This window comes from Micromonospora sp. AMSO31t (assembly GCF_008868175.1).
In the GTDB taxonomy this organism is placed as follows: domain Bacteria; phylum Actinomycetota; class Actinomycetes; order Mycobacteriales; family Micromonosporaceae; genus Micromonospora.
In genome coordinates, this window is record NZ_WBKT01000111.1 from 1 (window position 1) to 18,628 (window position 18,628).

Annotated in this window: 19 protein-coding genes and 1 pseudogene; 8 read left to right on the forward strand and 12 right to left on the reverse strand. The window is 75.1% G+C overall.

The annotated features are described in order from the left end of the window. The first annotated feature begins 46 nt into the window (after nucleotides 1-46). From F8274_RS21815 to F8274_RS21825, 3 genes are all read left to right on the forward strand, one after another. Nucleotides 47-982: a hypothetical protein gene (locus tag F8274_RS21815; protein WP_225853909.1), complete on the forward strand. Its 936-nt coding sequence runs from the start codon at nucleotides 47-49 to the stop codon at nucleotides 980-982. A 90-nt stretch (nucleotides 983-1,072) separates the two neighbouring features. Next, entirely contained in the window at nucleotides 1,073-1,372 is a 300-nt protein-coding gene (locus F8274_RS21820; RefSeq protein WP_151464232.1) for a hypothetical protein, read from the forward strand. A gap of 379 nt (nucleotides 1,373-1,751) precedes the next feature. Then, nucleotides 1,752-2,744 carry a hypothetical protein gene (locus F8274_RS21825; protein WP_151464233.1) on the forward strand — a complete coding sequence of 331 codons (993 nt, stop codon included), beginning with the start codon at nucleotides 1,752-1,754 and terminating at the stop codon, nucleotides 2,742-2,744. A 7-nt stretch (nucleotides 2,745-2,751) separates the two neighbouring features. Here the strand turns inward: F8274_RS21825 and F8274_RS21830 are convergent, their stop codons facing one another. The 12 genes and pseudogenes from F8274_RS21830 to rimP all read right to left on the reverse strand — a co-directional run bounded on the left by F8274_RS21830 (nucleotide 2,752) and on the right by rimP (nucleotide 14,121). After that, on the reverse strand, nucleotides 2,752-4,077 hold the full coding sequence (locus F8274_RS21830; protein ID WP_151464234.1) for an MATE family efflux transporter: 1,326 nt from the start codon (nucleotides 4,075-4,077) through the stop codon (nucleotides 2,752-2,754). 124 nt (nucleotides 4,078-4,201) lie between these two features. After that, on the reverse strand, nucleotides 4,202-4,726 hold the full coding sequence (locus F8274_RS21835) for an AAA family ATPase (RefSeq protein ID WP_225853908.1): 525 nt from the start codon (nucleotides 4,724-4,726) through the stop codon (nucleotides 4,202-4,204). 504 nt (nucleotides 4,727-5,230) lie between these two features. After that, on the reverse strand, nucleotides 5,231-5,440 hold the full coding sequence (locus F8274_RS21840; protein ID WP_192579928.1) for a DUF6186 family protein: 210 nt from the start codon (nucleotides 5,438-5,440) through the stop codon (nucleotides 5,231-5,233). After that, entirely contained in the window at nucleotides 5,440-5,850 is a 411-nt protein-coding gene (locus F8274_RS21845; RefSeq protein ID WP_151464236.1) for a hypothetical protein, read from the reverse strand. The genes F8274_RS21840 and F8274_RS21845 overlap by 1 nt, the downstream gene beginning before the upstream one ends. A gap of 82 nt (nucleotides 5,851-5,932) precedes the next feature. After that, entirely contained in the window at nucleotides 5,933-6,979 is a 1,047-nt protein-coding gene (locus tag F8274_RS21850) for a bifunctional oligoribonuclease/PAP phosphatase NrnA (protein WP_151464237.1), read from the reverse strand. After that, nucleotides 6,976-7,473: a 30S ribosome-binding factor RbfA gene (gene rbfA, locus F8274_RS21855; protein ID WP_151464238.1), complete on the reverse strand. Its 498-nt coding sequence runs from the start codon at nucleotides 7,471-7,473 to the stop codon at nucleotides 6,976-6,978. The genes F8274_RS21850 and rbfA overlap by 4 nt, the downstream gene beginning before the upstream one ends. A 192-nt stretch (nucleotides 7,474-7,665) precedes the next feature. Further along, nucleotides 7,666-7,959, reverse strand: a complete 294-nt coding sequence (locus tag F8274_RS21860) for a DUF503 domain-containing protein (RefSeq protein WP_151464239.1) — start codon at nucleotides 7,957-7,959, stop codon at nucleotides 7,666-7,668. A gap of 34 nt (nucleotides 7,960-7,993) precedes the next feature. Further along, nucleotides 7,994-9,091 carry a TRM11 family methyltransferase gene (locus F8274_RS21865; protein WP_151464240.1) on the reverse strand — a complete coding sequence of 366 codons (1,098 nt, stop codon included), beginning with the start codon at nucleotides 9,089-9,091 and terminating at the stop codon, nucleotides 7,994-7,996. A 78-nt stretch (nucleotides 9,092-9,169) separates the two neighbouring features. Continuing rightward, a pseudogene (infB, locus tag F8274_RS21870) lies at nucleotides 9,170-11,979 on the reverse strand (translation initiation factor IF-2). 93 nt (nucleotides 11,980-12,072) lie between these two features. Further along, a complete protein-coding gene (locus F8274_RS21875) occupies nucleotides 12,073-12,408 on the reverse strand; it encodes a YlxR family protein (protein WP_091268548.1) in 336 nt (111 codons plus the stop codon). A 16-nt stretch (nucleotides 12,409-12,424) separates the two neighbouring features. After that, on the reverse strand, nucleotides 12,425-13,468 hold the full coding sequence (gene nusA / locus F8274_RS21880; protein WP_151464241.1) for a transcription termination factor NusA: 1,044 nt from the start codon (nucleotides 13,466-13,468) through the stop codon (nucleotides 12,425-12,427). Next, on the reverse strand, nucleotides 13,465-14,121 hold the full coding sequence (gene rimP / locus F8274_RS21885; protein WP_151464242.1) for a ribosome maturation factor RimP: 657 nt from the start codon (nucleotides 14,119-14,121) through the stop codon (nucleotides 13,465-13,467). The genes nusA and rimP overlap by 4 nt, the downstream gene beginning before the upstream one ends. Nucleotides 14,122-14,384: 263 nt before the next feature. On the opposite strand from rimP, the gene F8274_RS21890 reads away from it, so the two are divergent. From F8274_RS21890 to F8274_RS21910, 5 genes are all read left to right on the forward strand, one after another. Then, nucleotides 14,385-14,834, forward strand: coding sequence for a hypothetical protein (locus tag F8274_RS21890; RefSeq protein ID WP_192579929.1), 450 nt, complete (start codon nucleotides 14,385-14,387; stop codon nucleotides 14,832-14,834). Continuing rightward, nucleotides 14,831-15,271: a ferritin-like domain-containing protein gene (locus tag F8274_RS21895; protein ID WP_151464243.1), complete on the forward strand. Its 441-nt coding sequence runs from the start codon at nucleotides 14,831-14,833 to the stop codon at nucleotides 15,269-15,271. The genes F8274_RS21890 and F8274_RS21895 overlap by 4 nt, the downstream gene beginning before the upstream one ends. A 70-nt stretch (nucleotides 15,272-15,341) precedes the next feature. Further along, nucleotides 15,342-15,923: a PadR family transcriptional regulator gene (locus F8274_RS21900; RefSeq protein WP_151464244.1), complete on the forward strand. Its 582-nt coding sequence runs from the start codon at nucleotides 15,342-15,344 to the stop codon at nucleotides 15,921-15,923. A gap of 17 nt (nucleotides 15,924-15,940) precedes the next feature. Then, nucleotides 15,941-16,663 carry an ABC transporter ATP-binding protein gene (locus F8274_RS21905; protein WP_151464248.1) on the forward strand — a complete coding sequence of 241 codons (723 nt, stop codon included), beginning with the start codon at nucleotides 15,941-15,943 and terminating at the stop codon, nucleotides 16,661-16,663. Then, nucleotides 16,660-18,628, forward strand: a 1,969-nt coding sequence (locus F8274_RS21910) for an FtsX-like permease family protein (RefSeq protein WP_151464245.1), incomplete at its 3' end; no start/stop codon positions are given. The genes F8274_RS21905 and F8274_RS21910, both read left to right, overlap by 4 nt.

Here is an 18,628-nt window from a genome sequence, read left to right on the forward strand (position 1 = left end):
CGTCGAACCCCGCCGTCCCGAGCAGCCGTACCCGCCCGCCGACGGGCTGGGGACGGTCCCCGACTGGCTGCGCCAGCCGGCCGTGCCGCCCGAGCCGGACCGCTCCGACCGGTGGCGCATCTGGCTGGGCGGCCACTCGGGCAAGCTGCTCGGCGGCGTCGCGGCCCTGCTGGTGCTCGCCTTCTTCGGGTTGCTCGCCACGGGCGGCTACCGGGCCGTCCAGCGGTGGGCGGGCCCGCCGACGGCGTACCCGACGATCAGCCAGCCGGCCGGCGAGCAGGCCGTCTCGTCGGCGTCGCCGCCACCGGCGGCCGGCGCCTTCGACGGCACGCCGGCCGCCGACTTCCCGGAGGGGGCGGCGGGGATCGCCCTGCCCGCCGCGAAGCGGACCGGTCCGTTCACGGAGAAGCAGGTGGCGACCGCCCTGGCCAAGGTCCGCAAGGCCCTGGTGACCGGGCGGCTGGACCGCACGTTCATCACCTCGAAGGATCCGGATCGGCTGCTGCGGCAGTTCGCCCCGGACGCGCGGTCCAACCTGCGCAAGGACTTCGCCTCCGACGCCTTCGCCACCTACGCCACCCGGCTGGCGCCCGGCGCACGGATCACCACGGACGAGCCGCGGGTGAAGGGACGGATCAGCTACCGGGCCACGAAGGACGCCCAGGGCATCCGCATCCTGGAGATCACCAGCAACTTCGTCTGGGCGTACGCCTTCCGGACCACCGGCGGGCTGCCCGGCGACGGGGTGGTCGTGGTGCACGACACGGTGGTCTGGAGCGTGCCGCACCCCGGCGACGTGCGGAGCGGCTCCGACGGGCTCTGGATCGAGAAGGCCGACTCGTACGGCTCCAACATCGACTGCGCGGCCTTCGACAAGGGCCTGCTGAACGTGGGCAGCCCCACCTACGGCGGGCCGGAGGACCCGGACCCGGACGCCGTCTTCGACCCCGACCGCACCCTCGACGTCCCGGACACCTGCTGAGCCCACCCCCGGAGCACGGGGTCGCGGCGTCGGCACCGTTCCGGCACACTGCCGCCCACCCCGTCGTCACCCCCACCTCAGGAGCCCCGGATGAGCACCACCCCGCCGTCGCACGAGCACCGCCCGCGCGTCGACCTACCCGAGTGGATGCGCAACCCGGAGCCGCCGCGGCGCACCCTCGGCCGTCGCCTCTCGGATCTCGTCGACGGCGTGCCGGCGCTGGCGGCGGCACGGCGCCGGCTCTGGGCGTGGCAGGGCCGCACCCGGTTCAGCGAGCGGCACCCGGCGCTGTCCGGGATCGTGTCCTTCGTGGTGGTGGCCGTGGTGGCCACCACGCTGGTGGTCGGCACGCTCTACCTCTTCAACAAGATCAGGCACCACGAGATCTGACCCGCCGGTGGACCCGAACCCGCTTCCGGCCGTTCACCGCCGCGGAGGTGGCCGCGGCCCTGAGCCAGGTCCGCAAGGCGCTCACGGCGGCCCGCCTCGATCTGGCCATGTTCCTCGGTCCCCCGGTCGCACGGGTTGCCCGTCGAGCAGCGAGGGCTCTGGCTGGTGTCGGCGCGGGCGAGCACCAGCAATGCGGACTGTTCCCGGCTGGCGGAGGGCTTCTTCACGGTCTATCCGTGGCTGGGCGGGCCGGGCTCGTTCCAGCACTGTTGACGGTCGGGGCGTCCGCCGCTGGCCGACTCGCGGTCGGGGTATACCGAATTGAGCGACAAGGTGGGACACTCACTGACATCTCGCCCACTCCTGACCGGGGGCCGTGATGACCGACGATCGGCCGGACTCCGCACCACCGCGCCACCCCGCCGCGACGCCGGGCCACCGGCCCGGACCGCCGGCCGCGCCGGACTGGTCGCGCCGGCCGCCGCCCGTCCCGGGCGGCCCGGGCCGTGACGACGGGCGGCGGGGCTGGCTGGGCCGGCACTCCGGCTCGCTGCTGACCGCCGTGACGGCGCTGCTGCTGCTCGCCTTCGTCGGGGTGGTCGGCGGGGCCATCCTGGTGTCGATGCCGTCCTCGGGCGGGCGTCCGGTGGTGTTCCCGACGTTCGGCCCGCCGACCGGCGCACCGGCCGCCACGTCCGCCGCACCGGCCCGGGCGTCCAACCCGTTCGACGGCACGCCGGCCGCCGGGTTCGCCCAGGGGCAGGCGGGGATCGCCCTGCCGGCCGCGAAGCGGACCGGCCCATTCACGGAGAAGCAGGTGGCGGCCGCGCTGACGAAGGTCCGGGCGGTCCTGGTGACCGCGCGGCTGGACCGCCGGTTCATGACCACGGACGACCCCGAGCCGCTGATCCGGCAGTTCGCCCCGGACGCCCGCGCCGGCCTGCGGGAGAGCTTCACCTCCGACACCTTCGCCGCCTACGCCACCCGGTTGGCGCCCGGCGCCCAGCTCACCGCCGACCAGCCCAGGGTGAAGGGTCGGATCAGCTACCGGGCCACCAAGGACGCCGACGGCGTCCGGATCCTGGCGGTGACCACCAACTTCGTCTGGTCGTACGCCTTCCCGACCGACGGCACGGTGCCGGGCGACGGGCTGGTCGTCGTGCACGACACGGTGGTCTGGAGCATGCCGCATCCCGACGACGTCAAGCGCGGCTCGAACGGGCTGTGGATCGAGGACGCGAACTCGTACGCCGCCAACGTCGACTGCGCGGTCTTCGACCGGGGCCTGCTCGGCCCGGGCACGCGCGGCTTCGGCGGCCCGGACCCGGTGTTCGACCCCGCCGCGACGCTGGACCTGCCGGACGCCTGCTGAGCCGGGGTCAGCGGACGGCGCCGACCACGGCCCAGCCGCCGGAGCGCAGCCGCAACAGCAGGGCGACCAGCCGGAGCACCACGAACAGGGTCAGCCCCGCCCAGATCCCGCCCAGCCCGAGGTCGAGCCCGTAGGCCAGCCAGATGGCCGGCAGGAAGCCGCCCAGCGCCGCCACGATGGTCAGGTTGCGCAGGTAGCGGACGTCCCCCGCGCCGATCAGCACGCCGTCCAGGGCGAACACGACGCCGCCGATCGGCTGGAGCGCCACGAACCAGGGCCAGGCCACCATGGCCTGCTCGCGTACCTGCGGATCGGAGCTGAACCACGACGGCACGAGGCCGGCGCCGGCGGCGATGAGCACCGCGAACGCCACGCCGCAGAGGCCGCCGACCAGGGCGATGCGCCGGGCGAGGGCGCGGGCCGCGGCGGCGTCGCCGGCGCCGAGCGCCGCGCCGATCAGGGACTGCGCCGCGATCGCCAGGGCGTCCAGCACCAGGGCCGTGAAGAACCAGAGCTGTACGGCGATCTGGTGCGCGCCGACCGCGGCGGCCCCGAACCGGGCCGCCACGGCGGTCGCGGACAGGAAGCTGGCCTGGAAGGCGACGCCCCGGATGAGCAGGTCGCGGCTGAGCGCCAACTGCTGGCCGATGAGCCGGGGCCGGGGGCGCAGCGCGACCCGCTCCCCGACGAGGGCCGCCGCGAAGAGGCCGCCGGAGATGGTCTGCGCCACCGCGTTCGCCACGGCCGAGCCGGCCAGGCCGAGCCCGGCCGGGTAGACCAGCAGCGGGCAGAGCAGCGCGGAGAGCAGGTTGGGGCCGAGCACGAAGAGCAGCGGCCGGCGGGTGTCCTGGATGCCGCGCAGCCAGCCGTTGCCGGCTGCCGCCAGCAGCAGGCCGGGCGCGCCGAGCGCCGCGATCCCCAGCCAGGTCGCGGCGGCGTCGGCCACCTCGCCGGGCCCGCCCGCGAGGGTACGCGCCAACCACCCGCCGCCGACCTGCATGGCGAGCGCCACGAGCACCCCGACGCTCAGGGCGAGCCAGGACGCCTGCACGCCCTCGGCCACGGCCGCGGCCCGGTCCCCCGCGCCGAACCGCCGGGCCGACCGCCCGGTGGTGCCGTACGCGACGACGGTGCCGAGCCAGGCGGTCAGCGTCAGCACGGTGCCGCCGATGGCGAGCGCGGCGAGCGGGACCCGCCCCAGGTGCCCGACGACCGCCGTGTCGACCAGCACGTAGAGCGGCTCGGCCGCGAGGACCACGAGGGCCGGCAGGGCGAGCGAGGCGATCCGCCGGGCCGTGGCGGACTGGGCGACGGGCGCGACTGTCTGACTCATCGCCGCCGATCCTGGCACGCCCCGCGTAAGGCATGCAACCCCACTCACTACTTACCTTCCCGGACGTGCCCCGGGGCTGATCACGAAGTGGCGGCGAGGTGGATCCCCAGAACTGCCGCCAACGTCACGATCGAGGCGGCGAGGTGGGGAGGGCGGCCAGCCAGGCGCGGGCCTGACGGCGAGTGCGGAGGTGGACCACGGGGAGGGTGGGGGCGGTCGCGCGGAGCGCGGCGAAGATCCGCGGGCGCGAGCGGCGCGGGTAGTTCCAGATGTATCGGATGAACTCCAGGTCGACCTGCTCGGGGCAGCCCTCGGGCAGGTCCGGCCGGGGCGTGGCCCGGTGTGCCCAGCGACGGCGCAGCACCCGGACGAGGCAACGCAGCCGGGGCGGGTCGCAGAGCACCAGGAGATCGGCGCGCGGCAGACGAAGATCGAGGGAGCCGCCGTAGTTGCCGTCCATCACCCAGGTCGGGCCGGCGGCGAGCGCGGCTACGTCGGCCCGGAAGTCGGCCTCAGCGGCCGGCACCCAGCCGGACCGCCAGTAGTGCCGGTCGAGGTGGATCAGCGGCAGGTCGAGCCGGCGGGCGACCTCCCGGGCGAGCGTGCTCTTGCCGGCGCCCGCGCTGCCGACGATGAGGATGCGGCGCACCGGGTGACGATAGCGCCGGTGGGGCGACCGGAGCGGCGGTGACGTCGTGATGCGGCGTCACCGCCGGGCGGCCACCGTCACTGACGGGTGTCCATGGAGGTCTGCAGTGCGCGGCGCATCTGCTCGCGCGCCTCGTCGGTGGTGTTCTCGGTCTGCGGCTTGCGCTTGGTCGCCATGGGAGTTCCCTTCCAGGGTGCGGACCACCGACGCACGGCGGCCCTGCTGGGCGCCGACGTTCCCACCCGGCGCGGCCTCCGCCGCGCCGCGACGTGGAGTCGTCGGCCTGCTGAGCGCCGGCGGCGCGGTCCGGGATCACCGGAACGGCTCGCTGGCAGCGTGTGCCCGGGTCGGTCTGACCCTGGAGGGAGGCGGCACCGGGTGTGGCACCACCGCCCCGTGACCTGCGCCGAAGCGCCGGCCCTCACCCAAATTAACGTTCACTTTCCACATGTTGCCCACTGTTCCCGCAATGCGGACAGGGGGACCGGGGGCCGGCGGCGCGCCTCAGCGAGCCAGGAAGTGCCAGCCCAGCCACCACCAGAAGCCGAACAGGCCGATCCGCCCGACCGGCACCGGCCCGACCTCGTAGCGCATCACGAAGGCGCAGACGTCGGCCAGGGACGGGATGCGCGAGCCCTCCCGCCGGGCGGCCCACTCGACGGCCGCGAAGAGCAGCAGCGCGACCACGAAGCCGCCGATCGCCACGATGCGCATCATCGGCGCACCAGCCCCCAGAACGCGGTCAGCCAGGCGAACCAGGCCGCCGAGCGGACCAGATGGTCCTCCAGCATGGGATCGGCCAGCCGGGAGAACGTGGGGAACTCGTCCCCCACCGACAGCACGAACGTCGCGCCCTCCAGGACGCCGAAGACGGTGACCGGCAGCAGCCACCAGAGCGCGCCGGCCGGCAGCCGCCGTGGCGCCGGCCGCCGGGGCGGCACCCGGTTGCTCAGGCCGACCCAGATCAACGCCCCGCCGGTGCCCAGGGTGTAGAGGTTGGCGGCGGCGGAAAAGGACGGCAGCTGCCCGCCGACCAGGGAGAGGCAGATCAGCACCGGCACGGAGACGACCGGGCGGTCCCAGGCCCGGGGCGCCTCGACGGTGAGCTCACGGGGGTGATCCATCACCTGATTGTCCCCAGCGTCACGGTACGCGGAAAGACCGGCACGCCCCGGAGTCACCCCCGGTTCCCGCCCTCGGGGTAGGTCAGGCGGGCAGCAGGGCGCCCGGCAGTTTCGCCCGGATGCGCTCCACCACCTCGTCGACCGTGCCCCGCCCGGTGAACCCGGCCGCGAACCGGTGCCCGCCGCCCCCGAGCGCCATGGCGACCCGGCTCACGTCCACGGCGCCCTTGCTGCGCAGCGAGACCGCCCACTCGGCGTCGCCGGACTGCTTGACCACGCAGCTCACGTCCGCCTCGGCGGTGCAGCGCACCGAGTCGATCAGGGCTTCCAGCACGTACGCCGGCTGGTCGTGCCGGGCCAGATCCTCCCGGGTGGCGTAGGTCCAGACCAGCCCGCGCCCGGCGGCGGCCGCCGGTTCCAGCCGGGCCCGGCCCACCACCTCGCCGAAGAGGCGCACGGCGCCGAACGGCCGGGTGTCGAAGATCTTCCGGGAGATCTCGCCCGGCCGGATCCCGGTGGCCAGCAGCCGGGCCGCCATCTCGTGCACGGCCGGCGTGGTGGCCTCGAAGCGGAACGAGCCGGTGTCGGTGCTGAGCGCCACGTAGAGGCCGGCCGCGATGTCCGCGTCCAGCGTCACGCCGAGCCGGTCCAGCAGGCCCAGCGCGACCACCGAGGTGGCCGCCGCGTGCGGGTCCACCAGCTGGATGGCGCCGAACCCGGTGTTCGAGGCGTGGTGGTCCAGCACCAGCGCCGTGCCCGCCTTGTCCAGCCGGTCGACCAGGTCGCCCAGGCGCGACTCGCTCGCCGCGTCGAAGCAGATCACCAGGTCCGGATCCGGGTACGCGTCGTCCTGCGCCACCAGCAGGTCGGAGCCGGGCAGCCAGCGGAACGGCTCGGGCACCTCCGGCGGCCCGGGAAAGGTCGCCTGGAGCTGCCGCACGCCGAGCCGGCGCAGGCCCAGCCCGAAGCCGAGCATGCTGCCCAGCGCGTCGCCGTCCGGGTTGACGTGGCAGATGAGCAGCACCCGCGCGGTGGCGGGGAGCCCGCGTACGGCCGCGACGGCGGCCGCCCAGTCGGTGTCGGTCGGGCCGGCGCCGTCCGGCGGGCCACCCTCGGCGGAACCGGTCACCGGCGGTCGCCGCCGCGCGGCTCCCCGTCCCCGGTCTCCTCGACCTCGGCGTCCACGGTGTCGGCGTCCTCGTCCTCGTCCTCGACCCGGTACGGCTGGGGCTCACCCGCGTACTCGGCCTTGGCGGCCAGGCGCTGCACCTCGGCGTCCGCGTTGCGGGCCGCCGCGAGCAGGTCGTCGATGTGCTTGACCTGGTCCTGCACGTCGTCGAGGACGAAGGTCAGGGTCGGCGAGTGGCGCAGCCCGAGCGCCTTGCCCACGGTGCTGCGCAGCATGCCCTTGGCGCTCTCCAGCGCGGCGGCGGTGCTGGCCTGGGCCGCCGCGTCGCCGAGCACGGTGTAGAACACCGTGGCGTCGCGCAGGTCGGCGGTGATCCGGGCGTCGGTGATCGTGATCATGCCGAGCCGGGGGTCCTTGATCTGGCTCCGCACCACCGACGCGACCAGTTCACGGATGCGCTCCGCGTGCCGGCGAACCTTGGCCGGATCCGTCATGTCCCCCACCTCCAGGGCTTCCTGCTTCCTACGACGGCTCCGGCTCGGCACGCCTGACGCCGCGCCGCGACCTGGAGCCGTCGGCCGGAGACGACGGCGCGGCGCCGCCAGGTCCGACCGCTCAACATCCCGAACACTACCCGCGCGATCGCCGCGCTCGCGCGGGGCCGCCGCTGCCGGCGACCGGCCCGGTCAGTCCTCCGCGCCGTGCAGGCGGCGGTGGACCGACAGCAGCTCGACCTCCGGCCGGGCGGCCACCAGCCGCTCGCAGGAGTCGAGCACCTCGCGGACGTGCGCGGGCTCGGCGGCCACCACGGCCACCCCGATCTGCGTACGGCCGTGCAGGTCGAGCGCCCCCACCTCGGCGGCGGACACCTCGAACCGGCGCAGCGCCGCGACGATCGGCCGGACGTACGACCGCTTGGCCTTCAGGGACCGGGAGTCCCCCGGGAGCAACAGGTCGAATTGCGCGGTTCCGGTGTACACGGCGAGCAACGGTACGGCAGGAGCACGGCCCCGGTCACCCGGTTTCCTGCGACGGCTCCCGGTCGCTGCGCCGCCCCGGGCCGGGGTCGCCGTCCGCGACCGCCACCAGGACGTCCCGCTCGATCGCCTGGTCGACCCGGTGCGCGAGGTCCCGCCAGCCGGGCCCGTGCACCACCCGCAGGCCGGCGTCGGCCAGCACCGCCTCGGCGGCGGCCCGCGGTGCCACCAGCGTGTTCCAGGACAGCCCCAGCGCGCCGCCTGGGCGCAGCAGCTCCCGCCACACCGGCACGGCTGCCGTGAGCAGGTCCAGCGGGCTGCGGGACAGGCCGGTCCCGGTGCGGCTGCCGTGCGCCACCCCGTACGGGGCGTCGGTGACGATCACGTCGGCGCAGCCGGGGCGGAGCACCTCGCGGGCCCGGGTGGTGTCGGCGTGCAGCACGGTGACCCGCTGGGTCGCCCCGGCCCGGTGCGCGTCCCGGGACGGCGCGACGACCGCCTCGAAGCGCCGGGCCACGAGCCTCCGGTCCCGCCGCACCGGCACCGTCTCGGCGGTGTGCTTGAGCCGCTTGCGGCGCAGCCAGGTGCGCAGGAACGCCGCGTAGGCGTCCACGTCCTTGCCGTCGTGTTCCACGCCGATGCCGTCGTAGCCGTACATGAGCGCCTGGTTGAGGGTGGTGCCCCGCCCGCAGAGCGGGTCGAGCACCACGACCGGACCGTCGAGCATCCGGGGCGCCGAGGCCGAGGCGAGCAGGGTGACGTTGAGCAGCAGCCGGGTGAACTGCTCGTTGGTCTTGCCGGCGTACTTGGGGATGGTGACGAGGTCGGAGTCGTACCGGGCCAGGGGGTGCAGCGGCACCGGCCGGAGCAGGTCGTCGCCGACCCGCTCGAAGAGCGCGTACGCCGCCGACAGGTTGGCCAGGTGCGCCAGGTCCCGGGTGCCGAGGCCGGGCGCCGGGGCCGAGAAGGTCAGGTACTCCACCCCGCCGATGCGCTCCACCGCGGCATCGGCCGGCGCCGCGTCGAGCAGCCCCGACCCGGCGAACACGGCCAGCTCGGCGCGGGCCAGCCGGCCGGCGGCGTCGGCGTAGACGCGGTTGGCGGAGGGGGCGAGGAGCAGCGCGTACCTGAGCACGCCGGAGATTGTCGCAGCCTGCGGAGACGGCGACGGCCGGGACCCGCAGGCCCCGGCCGTCTCCGTCGTTCACACCGCTCAGGCGCGCGGCTTCTCCCGCATCTCGAAGGTCTCGATGATGTCGCCGACCTGGACGTTGTTGAAACCGCCCAGCGTCAGACCACACTCGAAGCCTTCGCGGACCTCGGTCGCGTCGTCCTTGAACCGCTTGAGGGAGCTGATCGTGAGGTTGTCCGCCACGACCGCCCCGTCCCGCAGCAGCCGCGCCTTGGCGTTGCGGCGGATGAGACCGGACCGGACGATACAGCCGGAGATGTTGCCGATCTTGGACGAGCGGAAGACGTCGCGGATCTCCGCGGTGCCCAGCTCGACCTCCTCGTACTCCGGCTTGAGCAGACCCTTGAGCGCGGCGTCGATCTCCTCGATGGCCTGGTAGATGACCGTGTAGTAACGGATCTCCACGCCCTCGCGGTCGGCGATCTCGCGGACCTTGTTGGCGGCCCGCACGTTGAAGCCGATGATCGTGACCGCCTCGGACGAGGCGCTCGCGAGCATGACGTCGCTCTCGGTGATCGCACCCACGCCCCGGTGGATGATCCGAAGCTGGACCTCCTCCGGGATGTCGAGGTTGAACAGCGCGTCCTCGAGGGCCTCCACGGAACCGGAGACGTCGCCCTTGAGCACCAGGTTGAGCGAGGTCTTCTCGCCCTCCTTGAGCTGCTCCATGAGCGTCTCGAGAGTCGCCCGGCCACGGGAGTTGGCGAAGGACGCCGCCCGCCGCCGTGCCTGCCGCTGCTCGGCGATCTGCCGCACGGTCCGGTCGTCCTCGGCGGCCAGGAAGGTGTCACCCGCACCCGGCACCGTGGTCAGACCCAGCACCATGACCGGACGCGCCGGCCCGGCCTCGTCGACCGGCTTGCCGTTCTCGTCCAGCATGGCCCGGACCCGGCCGTGCGCCCCACCGGCGACGATCGAGTCGCCGGCCCGGAGGGTGCCCTTCTGCACCAGCACGGTCGCCACCGCACCACGGCCCTTGTCCAGGTGCGCCTCGATGGCGACACCCTGCGCCGGCCCGTCGATCGGAGCGGTCAGCTCCAGCGACGCGTCGGCGGTCAGCAGCACGGCCTCGAGAAGCTCCTCGATGCCGATGCCGGGCTTGGCCGCCACGTTGACGAACATGGTGTCGCCGCCGTACTCCTCGGCGACCAGGCCGTACTCGGTCAGCTGCTGGCGGACCTTGTCCGGGTTCGCCTCGGGCTTGTCGACCTTGTTGACCGCGACCACGATCGGCACGTCCGCCGCCTTGGCGTGGTTGAGCGCCTCGATGGTCTGCGGCATCACACCGTCGTCGGCCGCCACCACCAGGATCACGATGTCCGTCACCTGGGCACCACGGGCACGCATGGCGGTGAACGCCTCGTGACCCGGGGTGTCGATGAAGGTCACCGCGCGGTCCTCGCCCTCGTGCGGGACGTGGACCTGGTAGGCGCCGATGTGCTGGGTGATGCCACCCGCCTCGCCGGCCACGACGTTCGCCTTGCGGATCGCGTCGAGCAGCTTGGTCTTACCGTGGTCGACGTGACCCATGACGGTCACGACCGGCGCACGGCTGACCAGGCGCTCCGCCGCGACCTCGGCGTCGAGGTCGATGTTGAACTGCGCGAGCAGCTCGCGGTCCTCGTCCTCCGGGCTGACGATCTGCACGTCGAAGCCGAGGTGCTCACCCAGCAGCAGCAGGGTCTCGTCGGAGCAGGACTGGGTCGCCGTCACCATCTCGCCCAGGTTGAACATCTCCTGGACCAGCGAACCCGGGTTGGCGTTGATCTTGTCGGCGAAGTCCGACAGCGAGGCGCCACGGGACAACCGGACGACCTGACCCTGACCGCGGGGGGCACCCGAGGACATGGTCGGGGCCGACAGGTTGTCGAACTCCTGTCTGCGCTGCTTCTTCGACTTGCGACCACGGGTCGGCCGGCCACCCGGACGCCCGAAGGCACCCGCGGCGCCGCCGCCACGGCCACGACCGCCACCACCCGGACGGCCACCGCCGCCGGCCGGGGCACCCGGGCGGAAACCGCCACCGGGAGCGCCACCGCCGCCACCGGGACCGCCGCGGTAACCACCGCCGCCGCCACCACCGCCGCCGGTGGCGGCATGCCCGCCGGGCTCGGCCGCGGACCGCCGCCACCGGCGGCCGGGGGCCGCTGCTGGCCACCCTGGATGCCGAACGGGTTGTTGCCGGCGCCGCGCGCCGGCGGACGACCGCCCGGCCGGGCACCCGGGCCCGGGGTCGGACCACCCGGACGGCCGGCGGCCGGGGCACCCGGACGCGGCGGCGCCGCGTTCGGGCCCGGACGCGGCCCCGGACGGGGACCACCCTCGGTCGGGGGCTCGCGGCGGACGTTCTCCCGCTGCTGCTGGCGGGCGGCCTGCGCGGCCTTGACCGCGGCCTCCTGCTCAGCCTTGAGGGCGGCGGCGCGCGCCTCGGCGGCCGCCACTTCGATGTCGTGCGCGCTCGCCGGCTTGGCGACCGGGGTCGCCGGCTGCGCCTGCGGGCCGGGGACCGGGCCCTTGGGCTTCGGTCCAGGGGTCGGCGCGGCCGGCCGCCGCGGCGGCATCGGCCTGGCCGAGACCCGGGGGGCGCCCGGGGTCGGGGACGGCGTCGGGGTCGTTGCCGGGCTCGGGGCGGCCGCCGACGGGGCGGCCGGCGCCGAGGAACCACCGGCGGACGCGACGAATGCGCCACGCAGCCGTCGGGCGACGGGCGCCTCGACGGTGCTGGACGCGGACTTGACGAACTCGCCCATCTCCTTGAGCTTGGCGAGAACGGTCTTACTCTCGACCCCGAGCTCCTTGGCGAGCTCGTGTACGCGGGCCTTTCCTGCCACTGCACTCCTCACTCCGAGGTCGTGCGGGCAGCACCCGCAGCGACCTCACTCGTGCACTTGAAGCCTGGTCATTTCAGGGACTTCATCGTGTGCTCATGTCGGTCGTCCTACCTTGCTAGCGACCCTCGACCGGTCGGGCTGACCGGTCGTCGGGGTTTGCGCGTCAACGTGCTCCGCGAGCGCACCGTGGTCGGGGACCCCGGTGATGCGCAGTGCCCGCCCGAAAGCGCGGCGCCGCACCGCCTGCGCGAAGCAGGCCGGATCCGGGTGCATGTTCGCTCCCCGACCCGGCAGTCTGCGCGCCGGATCAGGCCGGAGGCTGTAATGACCAGCCTCGTCACCGATCGCGACGATTCGCAGCAACTCGCTGGCCGGCGCTCGCTTCCGGCAGCCCACACAGGTGCGCTCCGGCAGCGCGCGTCGTGCCACTGGAGTAAGTCTACCCCTAGCTGCTCGAGATCGCGCCGCCCGCCTCGGGAACGTGATCAGCTCCGCCCCGGCCGGCCGCGCCGCTCTGCTCCGCGTCGGAGCGGATGTCGATCCGCCAACCGGTCAACCGGGCCGCAAGCCGGGCGTTCTGCCCCTCCCGCCCGATCGCCAGCGAGAGCTGGAAGTCCGGGACGGTCACCCGGGCGGTACGGCTGGCCAGGTCGACCACCTCCACCCGGAGCGCCTTGGCCGGCGAGAGCGCGTTGCCGACGAAGGTGGCCGGGTCGTCCGACCAGTCGATGATGTCGATCTTCTCGCCGTGGAGCTCGCTCATCACCGCGCGGACCCGCTGGCCCATCGGGCCGATGCAGGCACCCTTGGCGTTGACCCCCTGGGCGGTCGAACGCACCGCGATCTTCGTGCGGTGACCTGCCTCACGCGCGATGGCGCCGATCTCCACGGTGCCGTCGGCGATCTCCGGAACCTCCAGGGCGAAGAGCTTCTTCACCAGGGCCGGGTGCGACCGGGACAGGGTGATCTGCGGGCCGCGCATGCCCTTGGCGACGTGCACCACGACGCAGCGGATCCGCTCGCCGTGCGCGTACCGCTCGCCGGGGACCTGCTCGGACTGGGGCAGGACGCCCTCCAGCTTGCCCAGGTCGACGCTGACGATGCCCTTCTCGGACCGCGCCTCGTGCGCCTGCACCACGCCGGTGACCAGGTCACCGTCGCGGCCCACGTACTCGCCGAAGTGCACCTCGTCGGTGGCCTCCCGCAGCCGCTGGAGGATCACCTGCTTGGCGGTCATGGCCGCGATCCGGCCGAAGTCGTGCGGGGTGTCGTCCCACTCCCGGACCACGCTGCCGTCGGCGTCCACCTCCTGGGCGTACACCGAGGCGGTCCCGGTCTTGCGGTCGATCTCCACCCGGGCGTGCGGCTCGGCGCCGTCGGTGTGCCGGTAGGCGGTCAGCAGCGCGGTCTCGATCGCCGCGAGGATCGTGTCGAACGGGATTTCCCGCTCGCGCTCCAGTGCGCGCAGCGCCGCGAGGTCGATGTTCACCTCTCCTCGTCCTCCAGATCTTCGTCGTCGTCGATGTCGGTGTCGTCACCGAAGTCCTCGTCGGCCACCTCGTCCAGGCGGGTGAACTCCACCTGGACCCGGCCCGGACCGAGCTCGGCGTACGGGTGCTCCGCACGGCCGGCGTCGGTCTCCAGCGCCACGCGCTCGTCGTCGGCGGTGGCGATCCGGCCGGTGACCTGCCGGTCCCCCTCCGGGCCGTGGACGGTCACCTTGACCAGCCGGCCGGCGTTGCGCCGCCAGTGCCGGGGCAGGGTGAGCGGGCGGTCCACGCCGGGCGAGCTGACCTCGAGCTGGTATTCGCCGGCCACGATGTCCCCGCCGGCCTCCTCGGCGGCGTCCAGCGCCGCCGAGACCGCCCGCGAGACGTCCGCGACGGCGTCCAGGTTGATCCCGCCGTCGGCGTCCACGATCACGCGGACCACGTGCCGGCGGCCGGCGCGGGACACGGAGAGGTCCTCCAGGTCGTAGCCGGCGGCCGTGACCACTGGCTCGATCACCTCGCGCAGCCGGGCCCGGCGCGCGTTCAGGTCGCCGCGGGGTGCGCCGCCCCGGTCCGCGCCACGGGGGCCGTCGGACCGGCGGGGGCGCCCCGAGGGCCCCGTCGGCCGGGTGGCACGGCCACGCTGCGTCATTCGGCGCACCTCTCTGCTGTTGCCACGGGCCCGGGGGTCCGTCGTGTCACTGCTCGGCGGACCGGTCGGCCCGCCATGCCGGCACGCCACCGGGGCGGTCGCGCCCGGTGGCTGCGCAGAGCGTAACGCGCGGGCCGGGCGGCGGCCCGGGCGGCGCACCGACGCCACTGGCCCACAGGACGGTGGAGATGGTGTTGACTTGTCCGGTGGCGACGGGCAGAAGGACATCGGATCAGGGCACACCGGGGCATTCCCGGCGAGCGCTGCTGCGCGCCGGGGCGCTGGTGGCGCTCGGTGGCGCGGCCGTGCCGCTGACCGGCTGTGATCTTTTCGACCGCGACGACGAGTCCAAGCCCCCCGATCCGCTGGAGCCGCTCGCGGCCGAGGCCACCGCGCTGGAGGCCCGCTACCGGGCCGCCGCCACCGCCGTTCCGGCGCTGGCCGAACGGTTCACCCCGATCGCCGACGCGCACCGGGCGCACGCCGAGGAGTTGCGCAAGGTCATCGGCCGGCCGGCGCCGTCCGGCAGCCCCGCCGCCGGCCCGTCGGAGGCCGCCGTCGACCCGGACACCGTCCGGACCGAGCTGCGGCAGGCCGAGCAGGAGGGGCGGGACAACGCCGCGAAGGCGTGCGCCGCCGCGCCCGCCGAGCGGGCCGCGCTGCTCGGCTCGATCGCGGCGGCCCGGGCGACCCACGTGGAGGCGTTGAAGTGAACCCGACCAGCGGCCCGGCCCAGGCCCTCGGCGACGCGCTCGCCGCCGAGTACGCGGCGATCTGGGCGTACGGGGTGATCGGCGTGCACCTGACCGAGGCGGCCCGTTCCGCCGCCCGCGCCGCCGAGGCGGCACACCGGTCCCGCCGGGACGCCCTCGTCCTCCAGCTCAGCTCCGGCGGCGGTCCGGTTCCCGCCGACCGGGCCGGCTACGCGCTGCCGTACCCGGTGACCGACCGGGCGAGCGCGCTCAAGCTGGCCGTCGAGATCGAGGAGCGCACCGCCGGCCACTGGCGGGCGGCGCTGCCGCACACCACCGGGGCGGACCGCAACCGGGCGCTCGCGGCGCTCACCGACTGCGCGCTGCGGGCGACCCGCTGGCGGCGCACCGCCGGGGTGACCCCGGTCACCGTGCCGTTCCCCGGCCGGCAGGCCTGAGCGGAGGCCCCGGTCACCCGGCGGAACCCTGCGGTTGCGGACCGCATACCAGGTATGCATACTCCACGCCATGTCCATCCGCCACGGCCTGCTCGCCCTGCTGGAGCGCGGCCAGATGTACGGCTACCAGCTCCGCTCGGCGTTCGAGGAGTCGACCGGGTCGACCTGGCCGCTGAACATCGGGCAGGTGTACACCACCCTGGCCCGGCTGGAGCGCGACGGCCTGGTCCGCTCGTTGCCGGAGAGCGAGGGTGGGCAGCGGCCGTACGAGATCACCGACGCCGGGCGGGCGGACCTGGCGCTCTGGTTCGCCACCCCGATCAGCCGGGCCGACCGGCCCCGGGACGAGCTGTCGATCAAGCTGGCCCTGGCCCTCACCACCCCCGGCGTCGACGTCCGCTCGGTGGTGCAGACCCAGCGCAGCGCCACCATGCGGGCCCTGCAGGAGTTCACCCGGTTGAAGTACGCCAGTGACAAGCCGGAGGATCTGCCCTGGCGCCTGGTGCTGGACGCGATGATCTTCCAGGCCGAGGCCGAGGTCCGCTGGCTCGACCACTGCGAGACGAGCCTGGTCCGCCACCGTCCGGCGCCGAGCCGGCCGGTCACCCACCCGGAGGCGGTGGACCGGGCCGACGAGGAGGCCCGCCGGTGACGGCAGGAGGTGAGTTCATGGGTGGCGTGCTGGAGTTGCGGGCGGCGCACCGGACCCACGGCGCCGGCGAGGCGGCCGTGCACGCGCTGCGCGGGGTGAGCCTCACCGTGTCGGCCGGCGAACTGGTGGCGGTGATGGGGCCCTCCGGTTCCGGCAAGTCCACCCTGCTGGCCCTGGCCGGCGGGCTGGACCGGCCGACCGGCGGGGAGGTGGTGGTCGAGGGCGAGTCCCTCGGCGGCCTGTCGGCCCGCGACCTGGCCCGGCTGCGCCGCCGCCGGATCGGCTACGTCTTCCAGGATCTGAACCTGCTCGGCAGCCTCACCGCCGTGGAGAACGTGGCGCTCCCCCTCGAACTGGACGGCGCCGGCGTCCGGGCGGCCCGCCGGTCGGCCCTGGCCGCGCTCGCCGAGGTGGATGTGGCCGGGCTGGCGGACCGGTTCCCCGACCAGATGTCCGGCGGCCAGCAGCAGCGGGTGGCGATCGCCCGGGCCCTGGTCGGCGAGCGCCGCCTGGTCCTCGCCGACGAGCCCACCGGCGCGCTCGACTCGCAGGCCGGCGAGGCGGTGCTGCACCTGCTGCGCCGCCGGGTGGACGCCGGCGCGGCCGGTGTGCTGGTCACCCACGAGGCGCGGCACGCCGGCTGGGCGGACCGGGTGGTCTTCCTCCGCGACGGCGTGCTGGTGGACTCGACGGCCCCGCTGGTCGGCGTGGAGCACCTGCTCAGCGGCAGCGGTCGGTGAAGCCGGGCCGGCTCGCCGTCACGCTCGGGTCGTGGCGGACCGCGCTGCGGATCGCCCGGCGGGAGGCCGGCCGGGCGCGCCGCCGTACGGCGCTGGTGCTCGTGATGATCGCGCTGCCGGTGCTCGGGCTGAGCTTCGCCGCGGTGAGCTACGACATGGCGGAGCTGACCCGGGCCGAGCGGATGGACCGGCAGCTCGGCGCCGCCGACGCGGAGCTGCGCTGGATCGACGTCAACCCGATCACCCAGGACGCCTGGGGGGAGGGTTCCTGGCCGGTCGAGGGGGACCCGGTCCCCCGGACCCGACCGGTCACGGCCGACGAGTTGCAGGCCCTGCTGCCCGCCGGCAGCCGGCTCACCCGACTGCGCCGGTGGGTGCCGTTCGAGGTCCGGGTCGACCGGAAGACCGTGTCGTTCGACGCCCGCGCCGTCGACCTCACCGACCCGCTCGCGCGCCCGCTGGCCAGCCTGCTCGAGGGCCGGCGGCCCACCCGGCCCGACGAGATCGCGGTGAGCCCGGCGGCGCTGCGCCGGCTGGGCGCCCGCCTCGACGAGCCGGTGCGGACCGTCGACGGCACCACCTACCGGGTGGTCGGGGTGGTGGAGTTCCCGGACAGCCTGCGGGAGGTGGCCGCGCTCCGCCCGGAGATCCCGTCCGCCCCGCCCGGCGTGGCGGACGAGAACTGGCTCGTGGACCTGCCCGGGCCGGTGGACGCGGCGCTGGCCGACCGGTTGAACGCCCGCGGGATCCTGGTGTCGGCCCGGACCGCGCTGCCCGGGCGGGACGAGATGGCCACCGGCCCCGGCCTGCCCGACGCCGAGGAGACCGGCAACACGCTGCTGGTCGGCGGGCTCGGCCTGCTGGAGGTGGTGCTGCTGGTCGGCCCGGCCTTCGCGGTCGGCGTACGCCGCCGGCGACGGGACCTCGCCCTGGTCGCGGTGGCCGGCGGGGACGCCACGCACCTGCGCCGGATCGTGCTCGCCGACGGGGTGGTGCTCGGCGCGGGCGGTGCGGCCGTCGGGCTGCTGCTCGGCATCGGCGCCGCGTTCGCCGGCCGCCCGCTGGTCGAGCAGTACGTGATGCAGGCGCGCTTCGGGGCGTACCGCGTCTTTCCCGCGGCGCTGGCGGCGATCGTCGCGGTGGCGGTGCTGGCGGGCGTGCTGGCCGCGCTCGCCCCGGCCTGGGCGGCGGCCCGGCAGGACGTGGTGGCCGGGCTGGCCGGCCGGCGGGAGCCGCCGCGGCCGGGGCGCCGCTGGCTGGTGCTCGGGTTGCTGCTCACCGTGGCCGGCGCCGCCCTGGCGGCGTTCGGCGCCACCCGGACCACCCCGACCGGCGTGCTGGCCGGGGTGGTCCTGGGTGAGCTGGGGCTGGTCTTCTGCACCCCGACGCTCATCGGGTTGCTGGCGCGGACCGGCCGGCTGCTGCCGCTGACACCCCGGCTGGCGCTGCGCGACGCGAGCCGCAACCGCTCGTCGGCCGCGCCGGCCATCTCCGCGGTGATGGCGGCGGTGGCCGGCAGCGTGGCGCTCGGCGTCTACGTGGCCAGCGACGACGCCCGGCAGCGGGAGGCCTGGCAGCCCGGCCTGCCGCCGGGGCACGTGCTGCTGCAGCGCACCGACGGGCCGGCCACCGGCGCGCTGCCCCCGGCCGGCGAGGTGGCGGAGCGGGTCGGGGCGGTGCTGCCCGGCGCCACGGTGGTCCCGCTCGCGACCCCGGAGTGCGCCCGGCCGGCGAACCCGAAGGACTACTGCGTCGCCACCGCGGTGCGCCCGCCCGAGCAGCGCTGCCCGTACGACCCCGTCGATGCCGGTCCCGCCGCGGCGCGGACCGACCCGCGCTGCGTGCGGCCGTTCCGCGACCCGAGCGACTTCTACCTGCCGGCCGTCGTGGACGACGGGACGGCGCTGCCCGCGCTGACCGGCGCCCCGGCCGAGGAGGTGGCGGCGGCCCGCCGGACGCTGGCGG